Below are 25,553 nucleotides of genomic sequence, written 5' to 3'. Positions count from 1 at the left end.
GTCCTGAGCTTGTCGAAGGCCGCTGTCTCGAAGGATCAGGAGGGAAGCACAGCCTCGTCCTTCGACACGGTGCTACGCACCGGCTCAGGATGAGGGGCGCGCGCAGGCCGCGGTAGCTGAAATATCCGAAGCTTAGAAGTCGATTGTCCTACCCTTAATCTCCCAATCGCCGAAACGCGCCGGGTCCTTGCCACCGCGCCCGCCGATTTCACGCGGGGCCTTGGCACTGGTTTCGGTAGCGCGGCGTTCTTCCGCTTCCTTGAGGGCGCGCTGGGCAGCCGGAGGCAGATCGTCAAACTTGCGCGGCGCAGCGTTCTCGTCGATGTCGGTTTCGTCGCGTTTATCGGTCATCCGCTGAAGTCCTATTATTGAAGCGCAGGCTTTTGATACCCATCATATAGGCAGGAATAGGTGGGACGCAAAACCCTGTTTGAGATAAACTCTCGCTGAATTGGAGATCACGACGCATGAATATGACGAAAACTGCCATGCTGATTGCTCTCATGACAGTCATGTTCATGAGCATCGGCTATTTGCTGGGCGGCGGCGGCGGCATGATGATCGCGCTGGTGTTTGCTGTCGGCATGAACCTGTTCGGTTACTGGAACTCCGACAAGATGGTGCTGCGGATGTACAATGCGCAGCAGGTCGATGAGCGCACGGCGCCGGATTATTACCGCATGGTGCGCGGACTTGCCGCCAATGCCGGCTTGCCGATGCCAAAGGTGTTCATCATCCACGAGGACCAGCCCAACGCCTTTGCCACCGGGCGCAATCCCGAAAATGCGGCTGTCGCCGCCACCACGGGTCTTCTCCAGCGCTTAACGCCGGAAGAAGTCGCGGGCGTGATGGCGCATGAGCTGGCGCATGTGCAAAACCGCGATACGCTCACCATGACCATCGTGGCGACGCTGGCCGGTGCCATTTCGATGCTCGGCAATTTCGCCTTTTTCCTCGGCGGCAACCGCGAAAACGGCAATGGTGTCATTGGTGTTATCGGCACCATTCTGGCGATGATCGTCGCGCCCTTTGCCGCGATGATCGTTCAGATGGCCGTGAGCCGTACCCGCGAATATGCCGCCGACAAACGTGGCGCAGAAATCTGCGGCAACCCGCTATGGCTGTCTTCGGCGCTTAACAAGATCGCCCGCAGCGCCAAGGCGACCGTCAATGAAAATGCCGAACACAACCCGGCAACGGCGCATATGTTCATCATCAATCCGCTGAGCGGACGGGGTGCCGACAATCTTTTCTCAACCCATCCGGACACCGACAATCGCATCGCGGCGCTTGAACAATTGGCCGGAGAAATGGGCATTCGCTCAACCGGAATGGCTCCCCGCGCTGCTGCCCCGTCACAAAACAGTGGTCCCTGGGGCCAAAGAAGTGGTAATGCAGGCGATAACAACAGTGGCGGTTCCGGTTATCGGGGGCCATGGTCCTGAAAATCATCTCATAAAAGCAGAATAGCGTGAACGATAAGAAGCCCGCGCCAAAGCGCGGAAACAACAAGCCATCGGTGCAGAACAACGCGGTGGAACGCCCCGGCTTGAGCGCGCGTCAATGTGCGGCGCGCCTGCTGGGTGCGGTGATCGAAAAGAACACCTCGCTGGACGGTCTCACCGACAACAGCCATGGCCATCCGCAATATCTGGCGCTGGAGCCGCGTGATCGCGCGCTGGTACGTGCGATTCTGGGTGCAAGCCTGCGCAATCGCGGCGCCATTGAACGGGCCATTTCCAAACGTCTCGACCGCCCGCTGCCGGAAAATGCCGTTGCGCTGAAGCATTTGCTGCATGTCGCCGTGGCGCAGATTTTCTATCTCAACCTTCCCGACCATTCGGCGGTGGATCTGGCGGTGGAAGCCGCCAATGCCGATCCGCGCAATCGCAAATATGCCGGTCTGGTCAACGCATTGCTGCGTCGCCTGTCGCGCAACAAGGAACGCGCGCTGGCACACACGTTGCTACCGGAAGGCAACGTGCCCGAATGGTTCGCCAAGAGCATCGTCGATGCTTACGGCGCGGAAAAGGCTGCGGCCATCTTCGCCATGCATGCCTATGAGCCGCCAATCGATTTCACCGTGAAGAGCGACCCGGAGCTATGGGCCGAAAAACTGGGCGGCATTGCGCTGCCGAACGGTTCTGTCCGTGTGCAGACGGTGGAGGGTGCGCTGACCGACCTTCCGGGCTTCGCCGAGGGGGACTGGTGGGTGCAAGACGTGGCGGCAAGCCTGCCTGCACGCCTGATGGGCGATATCAAGGGCAAACGCGTCGCCGATCTCTGCGCCGCGCCCGGCGGCAAGACGGCCCAGCTCGTGCAACAGGGTGCCGATGTCACCGCGCTCGACCTGTCGGAAAACCGGTTGAAGCGCCTGCGCGGCAATCTGGAGCGTCTCGGTTTCGAGGCGAAGACCGTTGCGACCAATCTGATGGATTTTGCGCCGGAAGAGCTTTTCGACGCGGTTCTGCTCGATGCGCCCTGCTCTTCCACCGGTACGGTGCGCCGTCATCCCGACGTTCCGTGGACCAAGACGCCACAGGATATCACCAAGCTTGCCGATCTTCAGGGCAAGCTGCTGGCCCATGCTGCAACCTTGGTAAAGCCCGGCGGCGTCATCGTCTTTTCCAACTGCTCGCTGCATCCGCTTGAGGGCGAGGAAATGGCCCGCAAGGCGGCAGAAAATCCGCTGCTGGAGCCTTTCCCGATCACCGTGGACGATTGCGCCGGTCTGGAAGGTCTGATCACCAGCGAAGGCTATCTTCGTTCCACGCCAGCCGATCTTCCGCCCGAGCGTTTCAACGGCGATCCGCATAGGGCGGGCATGGACGGTTTCTTCGCAGCACGCTTCAAGCGGCGCGCGTAAGCCAAACTAAATCGTAAAAATTGTCATAACGGGGTGCGATACCCGTTATGGTTAACGCTCGATTCATCATTCTATAGAATTGTAAAGAAGGCTGGAATTCTGATCCGGCCTAAAGGATTTGAGCATTTCCAGCAAAAGTGCGAAGCGGTTTTGCGTTGGATAATGCGTAGGCACAATGACAAAAGATACGGAGAAAGACCGGGTGGCAGTCGCGCTGAGCGAAACCCCTCACCTTTGGGGACTGGCCGTTGCACAGGCGTGGCGCAAGTTCAGCCGCCGCCTGCGTATGGGGCCGCTTTACAGCTGGCGCTTCACCGGCTTTACGCCCGACCGTATCCTGATTGCACCGCCCGATCTGCGCGTCGCCGACCCGCAGCTGGCGCAGGAATTCTATCACGGGCGCTTCGCGCTGGCAGGTCGCCTTGTCGAAACCGGCGGGCTTTCGCCATTTGCCGTTGAGCCGCCGACCCCCGAATGGGAAGCAGCGCTTCAGAGCTTCGGCTGGCTGCGCCATTTAAAAAGCGCCAACAGCGAACTGGCGACCGCCAATGCGCGGGCGCTGGTCGATGACTGGATGCGCATGTTCGGCAAGCGCATCGGCGGTCTCGCATGGGCGCCAGAAGTGACAGCACAGCGCATCATCGCCTGGTTGCAGCATTCCAACCTGATCCTCTCCGGCGCAGAAATGCCGGCCTATCGCAAATTCATGCGGTCTCTCGCCATGCAGGTCCGCTACTTGCGCACCGTTGCGGGCGCGATGGACGACGGCGAAGAGCGTCTGCGCGCGCGTATCGCGCTCGCTTTCGCCGCCCTTGCATTGCCGGTCTCACCGCCGACTGCCCGCGCCGCCCGACGCAATCTCGAATATGAACTGAAGCGCCAGATTTTGCCCGATGGCGGGCATATTTCGCGCAATCCGGTAACCGTTCTGGAGCTGCTGGCCGATCTTCTGCCGCTGCGCCAGACCTATGCCAATGGCACGGAATCGCCACCCAAGGCCCTGATCGAGGCGGTTGAGCGTATGCTGCCCGCATTGCGCTTCTTCCGCCATCAGGATGGCAGCCTTGCACTGTTCAACGGCGTGGGCCCGACCATGCCGGAACGGATCATTTCCGTGCTGCGTCATGACGAAACCGCCGGCTCACCGCTGACCCATGCGCCCTATTCCGGCTATGAACGTCTTTCCATGGGATCGACGACCATCATCGCCGATACCGGCCTGCCGCCGCCGGTCACTGCCTCGCGGGATGCCCATGCGGGCTGCCTTGCCTTTGAAATGTCCTCCGGACGCCAGCGCTATATCGTCAATTCCGGCATCGACCGTTTCGGCCCGCCGGAATTTCGTCCATTGGGACGCTCCACGGCTGCCCATTCGACAGCGACTATCAACGACACATCGTCGTGCCGGTTCAGCCTCAATGCTGGCCTCTCCAACATGATCGGTACGCCGATCATTGCCGGACCGACGCGCGTACAGCGTGACCGCATCGAAGAAATGGGGCGACAAGGTTTTGTGGCGAGCCATGACGGCTATGCGCGCCTGTTCGGCATTTATCACGAGCGCCGTCTCGTGCTGTCGCACAATGGCAGCGTCATTCAGGGGGCAGATCGCTTTTACCGTGGCGACGGACGACCGCTGAAAGCCAATGGACGCGACAATATTGCGGTGCGGTTCCACCTGCACCCGTCGGTCGACATTTCCTATGACGAGAACGGCCTGATCGTCCTGTCTGCCGATCGGGACGACACCTGGGTTTTCTCCTGTTTCGAAGTCGCGCCGCAACTGGAAGACACGATCTTCTTCGCTGGGTTCCGCGGACCTGTCACATCCAAGCAGATCGTGCTGTCCTTCCCGGCCTCCGAATTGCCGGAGGTCAACTGGCAGTTCAGCCGCGTGGCGCTCGGAAGCTACGTCTAACGCTTTTACACGTTCACGGATGCGGCGTTGGGAAACCGTGCCGCTCTGTCAGCGCGGCCAGAATTTTGTGTGGATCGGCAATCAGCGAACGCCCCAGATAGGTGCCCGTTTCCAGCGGCGAGCGGTCGCCGTCCTTCAAGATCAGCAATGGCAGTGACTGGTTTTCCTCACCCGCAAGCTGGATCACCTTCTCACGTGGCCGGGAAAATGCGACGCGCTCGATCTTCAGATCTCCACCGAGCGACGGAAACGACACCAGAACACCCTCAATCAGCGCGCAGTGCCAGCAATAGAATTCCTGTCCGGGATAGGCCGGATCTTTGAAACCCGGGGTCAGAAGAAACAACGTATCTTGGGTCATTTTGCTTTGGCCTCAAAGCGAATGGATTTACAAATCACTGTTACATCATTCCATAGCAGTTCTTCACCAAGCCGTCTTCAAAAGTGAGTAACCGTCGCGGAACCGGATGCATCGCATGCCGTTCCGGTTTAAGGCGGTCCTCAACAACAGGAGTTTATCCCATGGGCGAAAAGATCAATCAGCGCATCGTGCTTGCATCGCGTCCAGACGGACGCCCCACGGCGGAAAACTTCCGGCTGGAAGAAGCGGCAGTTCCGAGCGCTGGCGAAGGCGAAGTGCTTCTGAAGCTGCGCTATCTTTCGCTCGACCCCTATATGCGCGGTCGCATGAGCGCTGCCAAATCCTATGCCGCCCCGGTGGAAATCGGTTCCGTCATGGAAGGCGGCACGGTGGGCGAAGTGGTGGAAAGCCGCAGCGCGGGCTTCGCGCCCGGTGACTTCGTCTTGTCTCATTCCGGCTGGCAAAGCTATGCGGTGGCCAATGCCTCCACCTTGCGCAAACTTGACCCTGAACAGGCACCGCTCACCACCGCCCTTGGCGTTCTCGGCATGCCGGGCTTCACCGCCTATTCCGGCCTCTTGACCATCGGCCAGCCCAAGGAAGGCGAAACGGTGGTCGTTGCGGCAGCGACAGGTCCTGTCGGTTCTGCGGTCGGTCAGATCGCCAAACTGAAAGGCGCGCGGGCCATCGGCATTGCCGGCGGCGCAGATAAATGCAAGGCGCTGATTGACGGATTCGGTTTTGATGTTGCGGTTGACCATCGCAGCCCGAATTTCGCACAGGAATTGGCGCTGGCCTGCCCGGACGGCATCGACGTCTATTTCGAAAATGTCGGTGGCAAGGTCTTTGCAGCAGTTTTCCCACTTCTCAACCAGTTTGCCCGTGTGCCGGTTTGCGGGCTTATCGCGCAGTATAACCAGAGCGGCCCATTCGACGGTCCCGACCGCCTGCCGCTTGTGATGCGTGATATCCTGTCCAAGAGCCTGACCATTCGCGGTTTCATCCAGCGCGACTTTGGCGATCAACGCCCCGCATTTTATCACGATATGGCGAAATGGATCGCTGACGGACAAATCCGCTATCGAGAAGACATTGTGGAGGGGCTCGAAAACGCGCCAAAGGCCTTCATTTCGATGCTCGACGGCGGCAATTTTGGCAAGCTTGTCGTTAAGCTCACATAGAATGCAACTATTCCGCTTGCAGAACATCATTTCGGGCACGATGCTATGCCGGGTTTCGGATGTGAGTCACTTCGGCAAGGCAGGCAGATCATGGGTGAACGCCAGCAGGCTGGCATAGGCGAGGACGCCGGCGGTCCGGGACGCGAGCGCCAGGAAGAAGCGCGCCGTATTCTGGAGCGGCTGGAACGCGAGCAAACCGGCGCGGAAGGTATCGTCCGCCGTGGTTTTGCCCGCACCGCCACACACCTTGCCGCCGGGGACACACCTGAAAACGACCGCATCGAACTCTGGGCCACCCGCATCGGGCGGACGCTGGGCCTTCTCATCACGCTGACGATCATCGTCTGGCTCGTCTTTTATCTCATGCAAAGCTAGGTCTAACATGACGCTTTCTGCGCCTTCGGACGCGACAACCGTTATTGTCATTTCAAGCCATGTCGTGCGCGGTTCGGTGGGTAACCGGGCAGCCGTCTTCGCATTGGAAACGCTGGGCTTTCCGGTCTGGGCTGTGCCAACGGTTGTCCTGCCCTGGCATCCCGGCCATGGTCCTGCCGGACGCATCGTGCCACCGCCCGAAGAGTTTTCCCGCCTGATGCAGGATCTCCAGCGCGCCCCGTGGCTGGGCGAAGTCGGCGCAATCCTGACCGGCTATCTGGGTCACCCGGAACAGGCGGCAGCTGTCGCTGAGCTGGTCAAAGGCGTCAAGGCGCGCAACCCGAACGCCGTCTATCTCTGCGATCCGGTCATCGGCGATGAAAAGGGCCTCTATGTGCCCGAGGCAACCGCCATCGGCATTCGCGACAAACTTATGCCGCTTGCGGATATCGCCACCCCCAACCGGTTTGAACTGTCCTGGCTGACCGGCGTGCCGCTCGAAGACAACAAATCACTGATGGAAGCTGCCCTGGACGCTGGCCCGGCAACCATGCTGGTCACCTCCGCCTTCCCGCTGATGGCGGGCAGCATCGGCAATATATTGCTGACGCCGACCATGGCGCTGATGGCAGAACATCGCAAGGTAGACGGCCCCACCAACGGACTCGGCGACCTGACATCGGCGGTGTTTCTTGCGCGCCGCCTTTCAGGATTGTCGGAAGAAAAGACTCTGCAAAGCACCACCGCTGCCGTGTTCGAAATCATGGCGCGGTCGGCAAAACGCGGCGCCGACGAACTGATGCTGGAAGCCGATGCCTCCAGCCTCGCCTCGCCGATGGCCATGGTGCAGACGCGCCGTCTTGTGCACCCGACCAAGGGATTGCGCGCCTGACGCCTCAGCGACCTTTCTGCGGCATGATCATTTTGATTGATCTCGGTTTTCGTTAGGGATATTGGAACGTTATGGCTGATCTTCCGGACACACTCCTCTCAGGTTACAGAACCTTCATGACGGAGCATTTCGCACGGGAAACCGCGCGCTATCGCGAACTGGCGGAAAAAGGACAATCACCGGAAACTCTGGTTATTGCCTGCTGCGATTCCCGCGCTGCTCCCGAAACAATCTTCAACTCTGCGCCGGGCGAAATGTTTGTCCTGCGCAATGTTGCCAATCTCATTCCCCCTTACGAGCCTGACGGCGAGTTTCATGCGGCATCGGCTGCGCTGGAATTTGCGGTGCAAAGCCTCAAGGTCAAGCACATCGTCGTCATGGGCCATGGGCGCTGCGGCGGCATCAAGGCTGCGCTCGATACGGAAAGCGCGCCCCTGTCGCCCGGTGATTTCATCGGCAAGTGGATGAGCCTGATTGCACCTGCGGCTGAAGCCGTCAGCGGCAACAGCCTGATGACGCCGACCGAGCGTCAGACAGCGCTGGAGCGCATTTCCATCCGCTACTCTATCAATAATCTGCGCACCTTCCCCTGCGTCGATATTCTGGAGAAGAAGGGCAAGCTCACCTTGCACGGCGCATGGTTCGATATTTCGACCGGCGAGCTCTGGGTCATGGATCAGCAGAGCGGCGACTTCAAACGCCCCGAAGCCGGTGAGCCTATTCTGTAATTCCTGCCAGACGGCAATAAAAAGCCCCGGTTCGACCGGGGCTTTTTTGTTTCCAGGCAGAGCGGAGCGCTTTGGCAGCGCTCCGTGGTTTCTGTTAATTCCCGTCGATGGCCTTGCCCATGACGGCAATGGCGCGCTGGTAAACCTGCGCGGCGTTCCAGCCCTGGATCGCGCCGTAATTCGGCTCACCCGGCTGATAGCCTGCACCACGGCTCCAACCGTGACCGACCAGGAAGTTGGCAGTCGAGTGGAGAGCATCCGCCTTGTTCTTCAGGTCGAAATGGGCGCTGCCCGAACCGCTGACGCCGTATTTCAGGACGTTTGCCGGCATGAACTGCGTCTGGCCGATTTCACCATGCATGGCGCCAACTGCCTGCGGGCTGAGATCGCCCTGATCGACCAGCTTGAGAGCCGCATAAAGCTGACCGGTGAAATATTCGGTGCGGCGGCAATCATAGGCCAGCGTTGCAACGGCTGAAATCGTGTGCTGCTTGCCAAGATAGTTGCCGAAGCCGGTTTCCATGCCCCAGATCGCGATCAACGGACCGGCAGGAACGCCATAACGCTTTTCGATATTGGCGAAGAGAGCCGCGTTCTGCGCTTTCATGGCCTTGCCGCGCTTGATGATCGTATCCGCGCCGCGCTTCTTCATGAAGTCTTCAAAGGAGAGCTTGAAGCTCTTCTGGTTGCGGTCGGCATTGATGGTGGCCTGCGCATATTTGGTGTTGGCCAGCGCGCTGAGGCCCGCCTTGCCAACGCCGCGCGACGGCGCTTCCTTCAGGGTCTGCTGCAGCCACGCATTGTAGCCGGCAGCATTGTTGCCGCATTGTGCGGCTTCAGCCGCGCCTGCACCCGCAAACATGCCTGCTGCAAGAACTGTCGCCGCCCAAATCCGGCCCTTGGCAGTCAACGCCATTCTTCTCTCCTTGTGAAGTGATCAGCTGTGAACTGTTTAGCGAAATTGATTCGCCTTATGCGGGAATTTGCCATTACCACACTGTATTGTCATCGGCGGATATGCGCTAAATTGGGTGAAAGAACGGCAATTTGACCGAGTTTTGCTTGACATTCGGCTCTTCGACGCCTAATCCACCCCTCAATCTATCCGCGATCTTCAGAACGCGAGCCACCGACCGGGACCCATTATGGTATAAAACGATCCCGGAGGTCCACATCCGACAGCGCGATGCGCCCTCGGGTGCTGTATCGCTTTGGGTGCTTCTTGAACTGGCAGACACGCGGGACGATCTATCCCGGATGAAGCCTCCCGCCTATTCCCGGATATAAGGAAACGCGATGTTTGAATCACTTCAGGAGCGTCTTGGCTCCATTCTGAACGGCCTCACCGGACGCGGCGCTCTCTCCGAAAGCGACGTGACGGCGGCGCTGCGCGAAGTGCGTCGTGCGCTCATCGAAGCCGACGTTTCGCTGGAAGTGGTTCGCTCCTTCACCGACCGCGTTCGTGAGAAGGCCGTCGGCGCTGAAATCCTGAAGAGCATCAAGCCCGGTCAGATGGTCGTCAAGATCGTCCATGACGAGCTTATCGAGATGCTCGGCACCGAAGGCGTTTCCATCGATCTCAACGCACCGGCACCGGTCGTCATCATGATGGTCGGCTTGCAGGGTTCGGGTAAGACGACCACCACCGGCAAGATCGCCAAGCGCCTCACCGAACGCCAGCGCAAGAAGGTGCTGATGGCGTCGCTTGATACGCGCCGTCCCGCCGCGCAGGAGCAGCTTCGCCAGCTGGGCATCCAGACCAGCGTCGACACGCTGCCGATCATCGCCGGTCAGTCGCCGGTTGAAATCGCCAGGCGCGCCGTTCAGGCTGCAAAGCTCGGCGCCCATGACGTCGTCATTCTCGACACCGCAGGCCGCACGCATATCGACGAGCCGCTGATGGTGGAAATGGCGGATATCCGCAAGGCCGCCAATCCGCATGAAATTCTGCTTGTCGCCGACAGCCTGACCGGTCAGGACGCCGTGAATCTGGCGCGCAATTTCGATGAACGCGTCGGCATTACCGGTATCGTTCTGACCCGCATGGACGGCGATGGCCGTGGCGGCGCAGCGCTTTCGATGCGCGCCATCACCGGCAAGCCGATCAAGCTGATCGCCACCGGCGAAAAAATGGATGCGCTTGAGGAATTCTATCCGAAGCGCATCGCCGACCGCATTCTGGGTATGGGCGACATTGTTTCGCTCGTCGAAAAAGCTGCTGAAAACATCGACGCGGAAAAAGCCGCTGCGATGGCCAAGAAAATGCAGTCCGGCAAGTTCGATCTCAACGATCTCGCCGACCAGTTGGGCCAGATGAAGAAGCTCGGCGGCATGGGCGGCATCATGGGCATGATGCCCGGCATGGGCAAGATGAAGGATCAGGTTGCTGCAGCCGGTCTCGACGACAAGGTGTTCGACCGCCAGCTTGCCATTATCGGTTCCATGACCAAGGCTGAGCGCGCCAATCCGGACCTCTTGAAGCACAGCCGCAAGCAGCGCATCGCCAAGGGTTCCGGCACCAACGCCGCCGATATCAACAAGCTTCTCAAGATGCACCGCCAGATGGCCGACATGATGAAAGTCATGGGCAAGGGCAAAGGCGGAATGATGAAGCAGATGATGGGCGGTCTTGCCAGCAAGATGGGCCTTGGCGGTCTGGGTGGCGGCATGGGCGGCCTCGGCGGCATGCCGGATCTGTCGAAGATGGACCCGAAGCAGCTTGAGGCGCTTGCCAAGCAGGCGGAAGCAGCCGGTCTGACGAAAGGCGGCGGTTTGCCTGGGCTTTCGGGCGGCGGTCTTCCCGGTTTGGGCGGACCCAAGCTTCCGGGTCTCGGTGGCGGCCTTCCGGGTCTGCCGAAGAAAAAGTGAGCATTATGAGCGACGAACAGAACACTGCACCCGCCGAACTTCTGTCACTGCGCGCCTCTATCGACAATATCGATGCGGCGCTGATCCATATGCTGGCTGAACGCTTCCGCTGCACAAAGGCAGTGGGCGTGCTGAAGGCCGAACGGGGCCTCGCCCCGGCTGACCCGGCTCGCGAAAAGCGTCAGGTCGAGCGTCTTCGCGCTTTGGCTGTCGATGCCCATCTCGACCCCGATTTCGCCGAAAAATTCCTGAACTTCATCGTGAAGGAAGTCATTCGGCATCATGAGCATGCCGCTGCCAACCACAGCGGAAAATAAATAGCCGATAACGGCTCGATCCATTGCCCAGATGGGCAGAACAACCGATAGCCCGTCAGGGCCGAACAATTTGTTTAAAGGAAAGAAAAAATGTCCCTCAAGATTCGTCTCGCCCGCGCTGGCTCCAAGAAGCGTCCTTACTACCACGTCGTTGTTGCCGACGTCCGCAGCCCGCGTGACGGCCGTTTCATCGAAACCGTTGGCGCATGGAACCCGATGCTGGCCAAGGACGCTGAACGCGTAAAGCTCGACGCCGACCGCATCCAGCATTGGATCGCCCAGGGCGCACAGCCGACCGACCGCGTTCTGCGCTTCCTCGACCAGGCTGGCATTGCCAAGCGTCCGGCCCGCAGCAACCCGACCAAGGGTGAGCCGGGCAAGAAGGCTCAGGAGCGTATTGCTCTGGCCAAGCAGGCTGAAGAAGAAGCTGCTGCCAAGGCTGCAGAAGCCGCTGCTGCTGCCGCTGAAGCTGCAGCCGCTCCGGCTGAAGAAGCTGCTGCAAGCGAATAATCTTTCGCGCAGTTTGCCTTTTAAGAAAGCGGCGGAGCAATCCGCCGCTTTTCTTTTATGCGCTGGCCTTCATTTGTCCTTGAAGACTTGCCGTAAGGTCCAGTTCCCATGTCTGGCCGCTCAGATCGACACCGAAGGAATGGTGTGGCGCTTCTTCGACAAGCTTAAATCCGGCGCGCTCGTAAAGACGCCGAGCGGCAGTCAGCACACTGTTCGTCCAGAGCGTGAGATGCTCATCACCGACAGCCCGCGCGCGCTCGATGCAGGCGTTGACGAGTTTTGCCCCCACACCTGCGCCCCGCGCATCCGGCTCGACATAGAGCAGGCGCAGCTTGCCAAGTCCGTGCTGACCGCCCTTGACCAGAAAGACTGAACCGACCACGCGACCGTCGATTTCCGCCACCCAGCCGGCATCGTGGGCAGGGTCGAAATTTTCCGTGAAATCAGCAAGAATGCGGGCGACAAGCGCCTCATACTCATTGTTCCAGCCATATTCGCCGGTATAGAGGATGGCCTGGCGATGGATGATCCAGCCGAGATCACCGGCTTTGAGATCACGCAATTGCACCGGCCCGTTTTGCCCCTCGTCGAAAGCGCGCATGATTACCCCGGCAGCCGTCAGCAGATCGCGGCGGCGGTCGGGCTGTAAGCCATCCAGAAGTTCGCCCACTGCATCACAGGTATTGCGTTCCAGAGCGTTGAACGTCTTGCGGCCAGCTTCGGTCAGCAGAATGGGGCGGCTGCGCCCGCCATCCGGGTGCTGTTCCGTCTCGATCAGTCCGCGCTCGGTGAAGCGCTTCAATGTTCTGCTGAGCTGGCCGCGATCAAGCCCCAGCGCCCGCATGATGTCCGCCGCCGTCGGCGCGGTGCGGTTTGCTATCTCGTAGAGAATGCGCGCTTCGGTCAGGGTGAACGGGCTTTTGTCGAGATGCGCGTTCAACAGGCCGAGACGACGCGTATAGGCTCGATTGAAGGCGCGCAATGCGCCGATGTCAGCCTGATTGGTCGGTTCCGTCATTGCTGCATACGCCGTGGTTCGGCGCCTCCCCTATGTTGACTCTATCAATATTGAAGATGTTGATAGAGTCAACATAGAATTGCGCCATTGCAGGCACGAAGCCTGTTCTGGCCCACCCGCCCTCTGCGCCCGGACAGCGGTGGAACAGTGTTGCAAACGGGCTGGACGCTGCGCAAAATTACGCTATCTTGTTGATTTGACGGCTCGCATTTTCGTGAATGCGAATATTCGGGCCACGACATCCGTATTCGGGCGCTTGGCAAAGCGTCTTTTTTCAGGAGAAACCCATGTCGGCTGCGACGGTTGCCTCTTCTTTCTCTTTCCGCCGTATTCTCATCGCCCTTGGTCTCACCCTTCTGGTTCCACTGCTTTCGGCATGCGGTTTCAACACGATTCCGACCAATGAGGAAAAGGCCAAGGCCGCCTGGAGCGAGGTGCAGAACCAGTACCAGCGCCGCGCCGATCTCGTGCCCAATCTGGTCGAGACCGTGAAGGGCTATGCCGCCCACGAAAAGGAAACGCTGCAAGCGGTGATCGATGCGCGCGCCAAGGCGACGCAGGTGCAGATCACGCCGGAAACGCTCAACAATCCTGAACTTTTCAAGCAGTTTCAGGACAATCAGGCCAACCTCACCAGTGCCCTGTCGCGCCTGATGGTGGTGGTCGAGCGCTATCCGGACCTCAAGGCCAACCAGAATTTCCTTGCGCTGCAATCGCAGCTTGAAGGCACGGAAAACCGCATTGCCGTGGCACGCCGCGACTATATAGAGGCGGTTCGCGTCTACAACACCACGCTGCGGACCATGCCGACCATGATCTGGACCTGGATCTGGTATCGCGACGCGCAACCGATGCAGACCTTCAGCGCCGACGCCGGCAGCCAGGCAGCACCGCAAGTCAAGTTTAACTGACGGTCGCTTCCGTGGCGACGGGCGCAGCATTCCGGCATCGGCATCGCGGCCTTCACTGGCCGCGATACCTGTTTGCATGCCTGCTTCTGCTGTTTTCCGCTGTCCTGACCCTGCAACCAACCTCGGCTGCATGGGCGCAGGATACGGCACAGAAGGCCACACCGGCGCTGACCGGCCGTGTGGTGGACAATGCAGGCATCATCGATCCGGCTGAACGGCAGCAACTGACCCAGAAACTGGCGGATTTCGAGGCTAAATCCTCCGATCAGGTGGTGGTGGTGACGGTGCCGAGCCTCAATGGCGAGGACATCGAATCCTATTCAAACCGCCTTTTCCGCAGCTGGGCTCTCGGCCAGAGGCAGGAAAATAACGGCATACTGCTCGTTGTCGCCCCGAACGACCGCAAAGTCCGCATCGAGGTCGGCTACGGGCTTGAAGGCACCATGACCGACGCGCTGTCGAGCGTCATCATCAACGGCGCCATCATTCCAGCCTTCCGCACCGGCGACTATAGTGGCGGCATCGTGCAGGGCGTGGACGGCATTCTCTCCGTTCTCTCCGGCGACGCCGCCGAACTGGAAGCGCGCGCCAAGCGTAATGCGCAAACCAGTAGTGACGATGTGGACTGGGTTGCGGTCATCTTCATCACCTTTTGGTGTCTGATTTTCTTCGGCGGGTTCGGCTTCGCAGTGCTTGCCCCGATCTTCGGACGCAAGCTCGGCCCCGGACGCTATGAATGGCTGGGTATGACGCTGAACACCAATTCAAGCGGCAGCTCCGGCGGTCGCGGCGGCGGCTGGGGTGGTGGCGGTGGTTGGTCATCCGGCGGCGGCGGTGGCGGCTTTGGCGGGGGCGGCGGCTCATCGGGGGGCGGCGGCGCCTCTGGAAGCTGGTAGGGAGAGGTAGCGATGAAGCACCATACGCTGATCGGCGCCGAAGACCATGCTCGCATCGCTGACGCCATCCGGGACGCGGAAGCAGGCACCAGTGGCGAAATCTATGCGGTGCTGGCGCGCAGCAGCGACGACTATTTCTTTGCAGCTGGCTTTGTCGCAACCTGCGGCATCCTGCTTGCTTCGGTGATCGCAGCCTGCCTCGCCCATTGGTATTGGTTTGATATCAGCCTGCCGATGTTCGGCCTGTCCATTCTCGCCGCTTTCATTTCGGCCATGCTGGTTCTCTGGCTGCTACCATCGATCCGCATGTTGCTGGTGCCTCGCCGCATCCGCTACAAGCGCGCCCATCTCAATGCGCTGCAACAGTTTCTGGCGCGCAATGTCCACATCACCGAAAACCGCACCGGCATTCTGCTGTTTGTTTCCATGGCCGAGCATTATGCCGAAGTGATTGCCGATGCAGGCATCCATGCCCGTGTTGAGCAAGACGAATGGAACGCCATTGTCGCGACGCTGATCCATCACGCATCGCGGTCACAAATGGCGGAGGGCTTCGTCACGGCGATTGATCAGGCTGGCACGTTGCTGGAAAAGCACTTCCCCGCAGGCGCCGATAATATGAACGAATTGGACGATCATCTGATCGAGCTCTGACAGCGCCAGCATCTCAGAATCATCTACGACTTTGGTCTGAATTGTGGCAATTCCGCCGTCGGCTGACGCCAATTTTTAGCGCGCCGGGAATTTCCCCGGTATTTTTAGAAAAATCGCCCAAAGTTTTCGATATTTTATTCCAAATTAAATGGATTAGATGCCATTTTTCTGACTTTTCAGGATTTTTTTCGATAGTCGCAGCAATTTGTCATCGAAAGAAATGTCTGATCTGCTAGTTTGGCGCGCATTGCCATCATGACAGGAGTATCCGACGTGACTGCAAAGCAGGATCGGTCGAGCAAAGTTAAGAATTCCAAGGCAAGCAAAGAGGACAAAAAGGGGGGGAAGCCCAAGGCGCTGGCAGCCTTCTCGCAGCTTCTCTTCGAGTGGGCACCGCCAGAAGATCTGGCAGCTTACGACGCCGAAGCGCTCGACAGTTCAGCCCGTCATGGCTATGCGGCTCTTGAATCCTACCGCAAGGGCAAAAGCATCATCAGCGTCGATAACGGTATCGAACGCCATGGTCGCCCGGTGAGCGTAATCACCATCGTCAACGACAATATGCCGTTCCTGCTCGATTCCATTCTGGGCGAGCTGAACAATCACGTCGGCCAGATTTTCATGGTCGTGCACCCGGTTCTCGATGTTACCCGGGAAAAGGATGGGCTGGTTATTCTCGGCGAAGCATCGCAGCTCGCACCTGCCAAGGGCGTTGAGCGCGTCAGCCTTGTACAGATTCATCTGCCAGCGCTCGGCAAGCAGGCCAAGGCCGACCTGACGGACGGGCTCAAGCGCGTTCTCGGACAGGTGCGTTTTGCCGTCGGCGACTGGAAGCCGATGCTGAAGCGTCTCGATGACGCCATCGCAGATTACCAGCGCGCTTACGAGCTGAACGGCAATGCCGCCATGCCGGAAGCCATCGCCTTCCTCGAATGGCTGCGCGACGATCATTTCATCTTCCTCGGCATGCGTGAGCTTGCTTTTGAAGGTTCGGGCAAGAAGCGCAGCCTCGTCGCCGTCAAGGAGCCGCTGGGCGTCCTTGGCGACAATGAAGTGCGCGTGCTGCGCAAGGATGACGACGATACCGTCACGCCGCGCGAGGTTACCGAATTCCTCGACAGCAACGAGCCGCTGATCGTCACCAAAGCGAATACGCTGTCACTGGTGCATCGCCGCTCCTATCTCGACTATATCGGCGTGAAGATTTTCGGACCGAAGGGCGAAGCCATTGGCGAACTGCGCCTCGTCGGCCTGTTCACCTCGGTCGCCTATATAAGCTCGGTGTCCAGCATCCCGTTCATTCGCTCGAAGGCCGATGCGGTGATCAAGCACCTGGGCTTCAACCGGGAAGACCATTCTGGCAAGGCGCTGATCAACGTGCTGGAAGAATATCCGCGCGACGAGCTTTTCCAGATCGACACGGAAAGCCTGACGGCCAATGCCGAACTCATCCTCGCGCTGGGCGAGCGTCCGCGTGTGCGCGCCATTCCGCGCCTCGACCGTTTTGGCCGTTTCGCGACCGTGCTGGTCTATATACCGCGCGACCGTTACGACTCGGTCGTACGTGAAAAGATCGGTCGCTATCTCGTCGACGTCTATGGCGGCGACAGCTTTGAATTCCATCCGGTCTTCCTTCAAAACGGCCTGACGCGCGTTCAGTTCGTCATTCGCCGTCACGAACGCTCCACGCCGCATGTGGATCGCGAAGCGCTGGAGGCGGAAGTGCGTTCCATCGTCCGCACCTGGGAAGATGCGGTGCGTGAAAGCGTGGAAAACGCCGATGCTGGTGTCGTGGCGCTGGCCGCGAGCTTCCCGCCATCCTATCGCGAAATCTTCACCGCACCGGAAGCGCTGGTCGATGCGGAGCGCATTGCGGGTCTCAGCCCGGAAGCACCGCTTTTCGTGGATTTCTACCGTTATCGCACCGATGGACCGGATGCGGTTTCGCTAAAACTTTATCATCACGGCGCGCCGGTGGTGCTGTCGCAGCGCGTTCCGCTTCTGGAAAATATGGGCTTCCGCGTCGTCAGCGAACAGACCATTGATCTGCCCCATGCCGGTCAAGATGGTGCGCCGGTCTATGTGCACGACATGCAGCTTGTGAACGCCTATGGCGCACCGGTTGATCTTTCCGATGACGGCGAAATGCTGGAAGACGTGTTCCGCACTGTCTGGGACGGCTTTGCCGACAATGACGGCTATAACGCGCTGGTGCAGACGGCCCGCCTCACCGCACGCCAGATCATGATTCTGCGCTCCTATGGCCGTTATCTGCAGCAGGCGGGTATCGCCTATTCGCAGGGCTTCATCGCCGCCGCCCTCAACCGGTATCCGGAAATCGCCAGCGATCTCTATTCGCTGTTCGATTTGCGCTTCAACCCAACGGCCAAGCGCCGTGACGCAGCGGAAAAGAAGCTGATCGACGCCATCGAAACCGCCCTTCTCGGTGTGCCGAGCATCGACGACGACCAGATCCTGCGCCGGTTCCGCAACCTGATCGAAGCGACGCTGCGCACCAACGCCTATACGCTGGATGCCGAAGGCAAGCCGCGTGTCACCTTCGCCTTCAAGCTCAATCCGCGGCTGGTCGATGGACTGCCCGATCCGCGCCCGTATCGCGAAATTTTCGTCTACGGCCCGGAAGTCGAAGGCGTGCATTTGCGTTTCGGAGCGGTCGCCCGTGGCGGTCTGCGCTGGTCGGACCGCGCGCAGGATTACCGCACCGAAGTGCTGGGGCTCGTCAAGGCGCAGCAGGTCAAGAATGCGGTGATCGTGCCGGTCGGCGCCAAGGGCGGCTTCTATCCGAAGCGCCTGCCGGTGGGCGGCGACCGCAATGCCGTCTTCGAAGCGGGACGCGACGCCTATAAGGTGTTCATCTCGACGCTTCTGTCGGTCACCGACAATATCCATGACAGCGCTGTGGTGCCGCCGCAAAATGTCGTGCGCCACGACAATGACGATCCTTATTTCGTCGTCGCCGCCGACAAGGGCACGGCCACCTTCTCCGATACGGCCAATGCCATCAGTCAGGCGCATGATTTCTGGCTGGACGATGCTTTCGCGTCGGGCGGCTCTGCCGGTTACGACCACAAAGGCATGGGCATCACCGCCCGTGGCGGCTGGGAAGCCGTGAAGCGGCATTTCCGTGAATTCGACATGGATATACAGACCGAGCCGTTCACGGTTGTCGGCGTGGGCGACATGTCGGGCGATGTGTTCGGCAATGGCATGCTGCTTTCCGAGCAGATCAGGCTCATTGCCGCCTTCGACCATCGCGATATCTTCATCGATCCGAACCCGGTTCCGGCGGACGGCTTTGCCGAGCGCAAGCGCCTGTTCGAACTGCCGCGCTCAAGCTGGCAGGACTATGATCGCTCGAAGCTTTCGTCGGGCGGCGGTGTCTATAGCCGCAGCCAAAAGACCATCACCCTGTCTGCCGAGGCAGCGGCTGCCATCGGCCTTGCCAAGACCACGGCGACGCCGCAGGAAATCATGACGACCATCCTGAAAGCGCAGGTTGATCTCTTATGGTTCGGCGGCATCGGCACCTATATCCGCGCGTCCAGCGAAACGGATGCGCAGGTGGGCGACCGCGCCAATGACGCCATTCGCATCACCGGTTCGGATGTTCGCGCCCGTGTGATCGGCGAAGGCGCCAATCTCGGCATGACCCAGCGCGGGCGCATCGAATATGCGCTTGCAGGCGGTCGCAGCAACACCGACGCCATCGACAATTCGGCTGGCGTCAACTGCTCGGACGTCGAGGTCAATATCAAGATCGCATTGGCCGCTGCTATGCGTTCGGGCAAGCTCAAGCGCCCTGCCCGCAACAAGCTTCTGGTCAGCATGACCGACGATGTTTCGGAGCTCGTGCTGCGCAACAACTATCTGCAGCCGCTGGCGCTTTCGCTGAGCGAACGTCAGGGACTTGCCGAACTCCCCTACCAGGCCCGCTTCATGGCGGAACTGGAACACCGCAAACTGCTGGATCGCAAGGTCGAGTATCTGCCGTCCGACACCGTACTGGCTGATCGCCAGAAGGCAGGCCATCCACTGACCCGCCCGGAACTGGCGGTCCTACTGGCCTATGCCAAGCTGTCGCTCAGTGACGATCTGGTGGCAAGTGCGCTTCCAGACGAGCCTTACTTCCAGTCACTGCTGTTCGGCTATTTCCCGAAACGTATGGCCAAGACTTACGCAGAGGAAATCTCGGGCCACCGCCTGAAGCGGGAAATCGTTGCAACCTTGCTGGCAAATGATGTCATCAATCGCGGCGGTATCACCTTCATCAGCCGTCTGGCCGACACGACCGGCAAGTCGCCTTCGGATATTGTTCGCGCCTATATCGCGGTGCGTGACGGTTTCGAGATCGACGCAGTCTATGACGCCATCGATGCGCTCGACAATCGCGTGCCGGGCGATGTGCAGAACCAGTTCTACCATCTCGTCGGCGAAATGTTGCAGGCGACGACGGCATGGGTGCTGCGCAATGATACGACCCGCGCAAACCTCACCGAACTGGTCGGCACCATCGTCAAGGCGCGTGCCGAACTGGAACCGCGTTTCGAAGGCCTGATGCCTGAATTCCTGCGCAACACGGTGCGTGCCGACAAGGCTGCCTTCGTGGAAAAGGGCGCACCGGAAAAGCTGGCCCAGCGTCTCGCCAATCTCCAGCTTGCGGGCATCATGCCGGATATCGCGCTGATCGCGCATCTGGCGAACGCCGATCTGGTGGCAACCGCCAAGGCCTATTTTGGCGTGTCGGAAGCCTTCCGCATCGGACGCATCGAAGATGCGGCACGGTCCATCCCCGTCACCGACTATTATGACGGACTGGCCCTGTCGCGTGCGAGCGAGACCATCACGCAGGCGGCACGCGGGATCACCATCGCGGCGTTGAAGCGCTTCGCCAAGGAGAAAGACCCGGCAGCGGCGTGGCTCGATGCGGACGGCGTCCGGATCGAGCAGGTCAGAAATCGCATGGTCGCGCTCACCGAAGGCGGCGACCTCACCGTCTCGCGGCTGGCTGTCGCCGCTGGCCTGATGTCCGATCTGGCGCAGTAATCCGCGCCCGGCAATAAAAATGAAAGGGCGGCTTAAGGCCGCCCTTTTCATTTGTGAGGTTGTCGCTCGCCGTATAAGCTCCGGCCACATTCGCAAGGGAGTGGCATTTGAGCGATCTGACAGTCAGCGAACGCAGCTATGCGTCACGGCGCGGCATATGGGGCTGGATGTTGTTCGACTGGGCGGCGCAACCGTTTTTTACCGTCGTCACGACCTTTGTTTTCGGCCCCTATTTTATCTCCCGCATGGCGGCAAGCCCGGAAGCCGGGCAAGTTGCATGGGGCTATGGCATCGCGGCGGCGGGCTTTATCATCGCCATTCTGTCGCCTGTGCTCGGCGCTGTTTCCGACCGCACCGGCGCGCGCAAACCGTGGATCGGCTTCTTCGCCGTTCTGAAGATCGTCAGCCTGTCGCTCCTCTGGTTCGCGGCGCCGGGAGCAAGCCTGTTCTGGGTGCTGCTGGCCTTTGCGATCGCCTCGGTGGCAGCTGAATTTTCCATCGTCTTCAATGATTCCATGATGCCGCGTCTTGTGCCACGTGCAGATATCGGACGCATTTCCAATATCGCATGGGGGCTTGGTTATCTAGGCGGCATGATCGTGCTGGTCTTCGTGGTGCTGTTTCTGGCCGGGTCACCGCAAACCGGCAAAACGATCATCGGCGTTGATCCTCTTTTTGGCCTTGATCCGACCACCGGTGAAGACGCCCGCATCACCGGCCCGCTTGCAGCGCTCTGGTATCTGATCTTTGTGCTGCCGATGTTCCTGTTCACCCCGGATTCGGCGCGCGGCGAACCTCTGCGCAAGGCGCTACGCCATGGCCTTTCTGAGCTGAAAGCCACGCTGCGCGAGGTGCGCCAGCGCTCCGGCATATTGCGCTTTCTCATTGCCCGCATGGTCTATCAGGACGGCGTCAACGCTTTGCTGGCGCTGGGCGGCGGCTATGCTGCCGCCATGTTTCACTGGTCGATTACCGAGATCGGCCTGTTCGGCATGATCCTTAATGTGATGGCGATCTTCAGCTGCCTTGTCGCCAGCCGCGTCGATTCACGTTTCGGCTCAAAAGCCGTGGTCATCGCATCGCTGATCCTGTTGCTGCTCGCCACGCTCGGCATTGTATCGACAGGGCGCGATTATACGTTCTTCGGGCTGCTACCCTTTGCGGAAAGCACCGCGCAGGGGCTTTTTTCGACGCCTGCCGAACATGCCTATCTCATCTATGGCCTGATGATCGGCGCGGCCTTCGGCCCTGTGCAGGCCTCGTCGCGCTCATGGTTTGCCCGCAGCATCGAGCCGGAAGAGTCGGGACGCTATTTCGGCATCTACGCGCTGGCGGGCCGCGCCACCAGTTTCCTCGCGCCATTTCTTGTCGCCACCGTCACCGCCATCAGCGGGTCGGCAGCCATTGGAATGGCGGTGCTGGTGATCTTCTTCGCCGCTGGTCTCTGTCTGACGAAAGCGACGCCCTATCCTGCCGACAAGGCGGCCTTATAGAGCGCCGAATTGGCCTTAATCCACCCAGTTCAGGGAGCGCTGAACCGCCTTTTCCCATGAGGCGAACAGGCGTTCACGCTCCTTCTTCGGCATCTTCGGGTGCCAGCGATGGCCGACCTGCCAGTTTTCGACAACATCTTCCATGGATTTCCAGTAGCCGACGGCAAGCCCAGCCGAGTAAGCCGCCCCCAGCGCCGTGGTTTCCACGATCTTGGGGCGGACCACCGGGACATCCAGAATGTCGGCCTGAAACTGCATGACGAATTCGTTGACAGTCATGCCGCCATCGGCGCGCAGTTCACCGATCTCCACGCCGGAATCCTTTACCATGGCTTCCAGCACCTCGCGCACCTGATAGCAGCTTGCCTCCAGTGCAGCGCGGGCAATATGACCCTTATTGGCAAAGCGCGTCAGCCCGGCAATGACGCCGCGCGCAGACGATTCCCAATGCGGCGCATAAAGACCGGAAAATGCCGGGACGAAATAGACATCGCCATTATCATCGACAGTACGGGCGAGCGTTTCGATATCGCTGCTGTTGCGGATGATACCGAGATTGTCGCGCAGCCATTGCACCAGCGCGCCGGTAATGGCGATGGAGCCTTCCAGCGCATAAGACGGCGGGGCATCGCCGATCTTATAGGCAACGGTGGTCAGCAGGCCGTAATCGGACGAAACGAGCTTGTCACCCGTATTCATCAGCATGAAGCAGCCCGTGCCATAAGTGTTCTTGGCCGCGCCCGGCTCAAGACAGGCCTGACCGAACAAAGCTGCCTGCTGGTCACCCAGAATTCCCGCAAGCTGGACGCCGCGCAGGGACCGAACCGAAATCTCGCCATAAACCTCGCTCGATGAGCGGATTTCCGGCAGACAAGCGCGCGGAATATGGAAGAGGTCCAGAATTTCCGCATCCCATTGCAGGCTTGCAATATCCATCAACTGCGTGCGCGAGGCATTGGTGACATCGGTAATGTGAATGCCGCCATCCGGTCCGCCGGTAAGGTTCCAGGCCAGCCATGTATCGATGGTGCCAAATAGCGCCTCACCTGCTTCGGCCTTTTGGCGCGCGCCCGGAACATTGTCGAGAATCCAGCGCAGCTTCAGTCCGGCGAAATAGGTGGTGATCGGCAGCCCCGTCCGGGCGCGAAGACGATCCGCACCGCCATTCTTCGTATATTGCGCCACCAGATCGGCGGTGCGCGTATCCATCCAGACAAGCGCATTATAAAGCGGCTGGCCGGTCGCCTTGTCCCAGAGCAGCGTCGTCTCGCGCTGGTTGGTAATGCCGATCGCGGCGATATCCGCTGCCGTCAGTTTGGCCTTCTTCAACGCTTCCGCGACGACGTGCTGCGTGTTGCGCCAGATTTCAAGCGGGCTATGCTCCACCCAGCCGGCCTTGGGGTAAATCTGCTCATGCTCGCGCTGATCCATCGCGATGACATCGCCCAGTTGATCGAAAATGATGCAGCGCGTGCTGGTGGTTCCCTGATCGATGGAGCCGATAAATTGCTTGGTACTCACAGTATCCTCCCGTTCGAATATGTTTGTGTAAAATGCTTTTAGTTTACATCAGGTATGAAAAAGCTTGCTATGCCTCCGCGTCCTCCCCCTGATGCAAAGCAGCTCCCGTATTTACGTGAGCGCTCATAAACGAATTTAAAACGAAATAATTCGAAACTCAATGAAAACAAAAAGCCCCGAAAATTTTCGTTTCGGGGCTCGTTTTCAGATTTCTAAGTCGATGAATTAATGACGGAAATGGCGCATTCCGGTCATGACCATGGCAATGCCATGCTCGTCGGCAGCAGCGATCACTTCTTCGTCACGCATGGAGCCGCCCGGCTGAATAACCGCCGTAGCGCCTGCCTGAACGGCAGAAAGCAGGCCGTCCGCAAACGGGAAGAATGCGTCAGAGGCAACCACGCAACCCTTGGTCAGCGGCTCTGCCAGACCGGCGGCTTCGGCTGCATCTTCCGCCTTGCGGGCAGCGATACGCGCCGAGTCGACGCGGCTCATCTGGCCAGCTCCGATACCAACCGTTGCGCCGTCCTTCACATAGACGATGGCGTTCGACTTGACGTGCTTGGCAATGCGGAAGGCGAACTTCATATCGTTCAGCTCGGCTTCGCTCGGGCTACGCTTGGTCACGACTTTGAGGTCGAGATCATCGACGACGCCATTGTCGCGCGACTGAACCAGCAAGCCACCGGCAACCGTTTTCGCAGCGATACCTTTGGCGCGCGGGTCAGGAAGACCGCCCGTCACCAGAAGACGCAGGTTCTTCTTGGCGGCGACGATGGCCTGCGCGCCCGGCGTTGCATCGGGAGCGATGATGACTTCCGTGAAAATCTTGACGATTTCCTCGGCGGCTTCTTCATCCAGCGTCTTGTTGAGCGCAACAATGCCGCCGAACGCCGAAACCGGATCGCACGCCAGCGCCTTCAGATAGGCTTGCTTGATCGATGCGCCTTCCGCCACACCGCACGGATTGGCGTGCTTGATGATGGCGACGGCAGCCGTGCGCGCCGGATCGAACTCGGCGACGAGCTCGAAAGCCGCATCGGTGTCGTTGATGTTGTTGTAGGAAAGCTGCTTGCCCTGAAGCTGGGTTGCGGTCGCAACGCCCGGGCGCTTTTCGCCGGAGAGATAGAAGCCTGCAGTCTGGTGCGGGTTTTCACCATAGCGCATGACCGAATGCAGCTTGCCCGCAACCGAGCGCCAGATTGGCGTTTCTTCTTCGATGGCTTCGGCGAACCAGTTGGAAATCGCCGCGTCATAAGCTGCGGTGCGCGAGAAAGCCTTGGCGGCCAGCTTCTTGCGGAAAGCGAGCGGCAGCGAACCGGCATGCTTTTCAAGCTCGGTGACCACTTCGGCATAATCGGCCGGATCGACAACGGTGGCGACATAGGCGTGGTTCTTGGCCGAAGCGCGGATCATGGCCGGGCCGCCGATGTCGATGTTTTCGACGGTCGTGTCGTAATCGCCGCCCTGGAAGCGCACTTCCTCGAACGGATAGAGATTGATCACGGCAAGATCGATACCACCGATCTTGTGCTCTTCCATTGCGGCAACGTGTTCCGGGTCGTTGCGCACGGCGAGCAGGCCGCCATGGACTGCCGGATGCAGCGTCTTCACGCGCCCGTCCATGATTTCAGGAAAGCCGGTGATTTCGGAAACGTCGCGCACCGGAATGCCTTCCGCCGCAATGGACTTGGCAGTGCCGCCGGTCGAGAGGATTTCGACGCCATGCGCATGGAGCGCCTTGGCGAATTCAATCAGGCCGGTTTTGTCGGAAACGGAAAGGAGGGCGCGGCGCACCCGATGAAGATCGGGAGCGGGAATATGCTTGGAGCTGACAGCCATAGGAAACGGTCTCTTCGTTGCTGAAGCGTTTTGCATTCAGGAAAGGGGACAGCGTCGCCGTAGCACAGTCGGACGAGGAATCCTACCGCAAAACACTGGAAAACAAAAACCCCACCGCTTGGGTGGGGTTTTACGGGG

General features: G+C 59.7%; 21 protein-coding genes. 15 read left to right on the top strand and 6 right to left on the bottom strand.

The features are described from left to right. Positions 1–132: 132 nt before the first annotated feature. Complete coding sequence (locus tag HWD97_RS07325) at positions 133–351, bottom strand: DUF1674 domain-containing protein (RefSeq protein WP_109369827.1); 219 nt, start codon at positions 349–351, stop codon at positions 133–135. Between the two features lie 116 nt (positions 352–467). On the opposite strand from HWD97_RS07325, the gene htpX reads away from it, so the two are divergent. The 3 genes from htpX (at position 468) to HWD97_RS07310 (ending at position 4,784) form a co-directional block, all read left to right on the top strand. Beyond that, positions 468–1,445 (top strand): zinc metalloprotease HtpX, encoded by a 978-nt coding sequence (gene htpX / locus HWD97_RS07320; RefSeq protein ID WP_109369828.1) that lies wholly within the window; start codon positions 468–470, stop codon positions 1,443–1,445. A 26-nt stretch (positions 1,446–1,471) separates the two neighbouring features. Then, on the top strand, positions 1,472–2,866 hold the full coding sequence (locus HWD97_RS07315) for an RsmB/NOP family class I SAM-dependent RNA methyltransferase (RefSeq protein WP_109369829.1): 1,395 nt from the start codon (positions 1,472–1,474) through the stop codon (positions 2,864–2,866). Between the two features lie 175 nt (positions 2,867–3,041). Continuing rightward, positions 3,042–4,784: a heparinase II/III family protein gene (locus HWD97_RS07310; RefSeq protein ID WP_140026197.1), complete on the top strand. Its 1,743-nt coding sequence runs from the start codon at positions 3,042–3,044 to the stop codon at positions 4,782–4,784. A gap of 13 nt (positions 4,785–4,797) precedes the next feature. On the opposite strand, the gene HWD97_RS07305 is transcribed toward HWD97_RS07310, so the two are convergent. Then, positions 4,798–5,145 carry a DUF3088 domain-containing protein gene (locus tag HWD97_RS07305; RefSeq protein ID WP_109369831.1) on the bottom strand — a complete coding sequence of 116 codons (348 nt, stop codon included), beginning with the start codon at positions 5,143–5,145 and terminating at the stop codon, positions 4,798–4,800. A gap of 161 nt (positions 5,146–5,306) precedes the next feature. Here HWD97_RS07305 and HWD97_RS07300 point away from each other — a divergent pair, with 161 nt between their 5' ends. The 4 genes from HWD97_RS07300 to HWD97_RS07285 all read left to right on the top strand — a co-directional run bounded on the left by HWD97_RS07300 (position 5,307) and on the right by HWD97_RS07285 (position 8,321). Next, positions 5,307–6,326: an NADP-dependent oxidoreductase gene (locus HWD97_RS07300; RefSeq protein WP_371834916.1), complete on the top strand. Its 1,020-nt coding sequence runs from the start codon at positions 5,307–5,309 to the stop codon at positions 6,324–6,326. Positions 6,327–6,416: 90 nt separating this feature from the next. After that, on the top strand, positions 6,417–6,701 hold the full coding sequence (locus HWD97_RS07295) for a hypothetical protein (protein WP_109369833.1): 285 nt from the start codon (positions 6,417–6,419) through the stop codon (positions 6,699–6,701). Between the two features lie 7 nt (positions 6,702–6,708). Further along, entirely contained in the window at positions 6,709–7,593 is an 885-nt protein-coding gene (pdxY, locus tag HWD97_RS07290; protein WP_109369834.1) for a pyridoxal kinase PdxY, read from the top strand. A 71-nt stretch (positions 7,594–7,664) separates the two neighbouring features. Next, positions 7,665–8,321 (top strand): carbonic anhydrase, encoded by a 657-nt coding sequence (locus HWD97_RS07285; RefSeq protein ID WP_109369835.1) that lies wholly within the window; start codon positions 7,665–7,667, stop codon positions 8,319–8,321. A gap of 94 nt (positions 8,322–8,415) precedes the next feature. Here the strand turns inward: HWD97_RS07285 and HWD97_RS07280 are convergent, their stop codons facing one another. Continuing rightward, positions 8,416–9,237, bottom strand: coding sequence for a lytic murein transglycosylase (locus HWD97_RS07280; RefSeq protein WP_109369836.1), 822 nt, complete (start codon positions 9,235–9,237; stop codon positions 8,416–8,418). Between the two features lie 380 nt (positions 9,238–9,617). On the opposite strand from HWD97_RS07280, the gene ffh reads away from it, so the two are divergent. The 3 genes from ffh to rpsP all read left to right on the top strand — a co-directional run bounded on the left by ffh (position 9,618) and on the right by rpsP (position 12,016). Next, entirely contained in the window at positions 9,618–11,189 is a 1,572-nt protein-coding gene (gene ffh / locus HWD97_RS07275; RefSeq protein ID WP_078339572.1) for a signal recognition particle protein, read from the top strand. Positions 11,190–11,194: 5 nt separating this feature from the next. Continuing rightward, the gene (locus HWD97_RS07270; protein WP_078339573.1) at positions 11,195–11,506 is read left to right on the top strand and encodes a chorismate mutase; all 312 of its coding nucleotides are present in this window, start codon (positions 11,195–11,197) and stop codon (positions 11,504–11,506) included. Between the two features lie 90 nt (positions 11,507–11,596). After that, positions 11,597–12,016 (top strand): 30S ribosomal protein S16, encoded by a 420-nt coding sequence (gene rpsP, locus HWD97_RS07265; protein WP_109369837.1) that lies wholly within the window; start codon positions 11,597–11,599, stop codon positions 12,014–12,016. A 55-nt stretch (positions 12,017–12,071) separates the two neighbouring features. On the opposite strand, the gene HWD97_RS07260 is transcribed toward rpsP, so the two are convergent. Beyond that, positions 12,072–13,034, bottom strand: a complete 963-nt coding sequence (locus HWD97_RS07260; RefSeq protein ID WP_371834915.1) for a GNAT family N-acetyltransferase — start codon at positions 13,032–13,034, stop codon at positions 12,072–12,074. A 287-nt stretch (positions 13,035–13,321) separates the two neighbouring features. On the opposite strand from HWD97_RS07260, the gene HWD97_RS07255 reads away from it, so the two are divergent. From HWD97_RS07255 to HWD97_RS07235, 5 genes are all read left to right on the top strand, one after another. Further along, the gene (locus HWD97_RS07255; RefSeq protein WP_109369839.1) at positions 13,322–13,945 is read left to right on the top strand and encodes a LemA family protein; all 624 of its coding nucleotides are present in this window, start codon (positions 13,322–13,324) and stop codon (positions 13,943–13,945) included. An 80-nt stretch (positions 13,946–14,025) separates the two neighbouring features. After that, positions 14,026–14,841 carry a YgcG family protein gene (locus tag HWD97_RS07250; RefSeq protein WP_109370323.1) on the top strand — a complete coding sequence of 272 codons (816 nt, stop codon included), beginning with the start codon at positions 14,026–14,028 and terminating at the stop codon, positions 14,839–14,841. Positions 14,842–14,853: 12 nt separating this feature from the next. Further along, the gene (locus HWD97_RS07245) at positions 14,854–15,495 is read left to right on the top strand and encodes a TPM domain-containing protein (protein ID WP_109369840.1); all 642 of its coding nucleotides are present in this window, start codon (positions 14,854–14,856) and stop codon (positions 15,493–15,495) included. 273 nt (positions 15,496–15,768) lie between these two features. Beyond that, positions 15,769–20,559, top strand: coding sequence for an NAD-glutamate dehydrogenase (locus HWD97_RS07240; RefSeq protein WP_109370324.1), 4,791 nt, complete (start codon positions 15,769–15,771; stop codon positions 20,557–20,559). Between the two features lie 167 nt (positions 20,560–20,726). Next, positions 20,727–22,052 carry an MFS transporter gene (locus HWD97_RS07235; protein WP_371831121.1) on the top strand — a complete coding sequence of 442 codons (1,326 nt, stop codon included), beginning with the start codon at positions 20,727–20,729 and terminating at the stop codon, positions 22,050–22,052. 15 nt (positions 22,053–22,067) lie between these two features. Here the strand turns inward: HWD97_RS07235 and glpK are convergent, their stop codons facing one another. Together glpK and purH are read right to left on the bottom strand one after the other, a co-directional pair. Continuing rightward, entirely contained in the window at positions 22,068–23,573 is a 1,506-nt protein-coding gene (gene glpK, locus HWD97_RS07230) for a glycerol kinase GlpK (protein ID WP_109369842.1), read from the bottom strand. 225 nt (positions 23,574–23,798) lie between these two features. Beyond that, positions 23,799–25,415: a bifunctional phosphoribosylaminoimidazolecarboxamide formyltransferase/IMP cyclohydrolase gene (gene purH, locus HWD97_RS07225; RefSeq protein ID WP_121538673.1), complete on the bottom strand. Its 1,617-nt coding sequence runs from the start codon at positions 25,413–25,415 to the stop codon at positions 23,799–23,801. Positions 25,416–25,553 lie beyond the last annotated feature (138 nt).

The sequence above is a fragment of the Ochrobactrum sp. C6C9 genome (assembly GCF_022627935.1).
Classification (GTDB): Bacteria; Pseudomonadota; Alphaproteobacteria; order Rhizobiales; family Rhizobiaceae; genus Brucella; species Brucella teleogrylli.
This window is presented reverse-complemented; position numbering and strand designations above follow the sequence as displayed.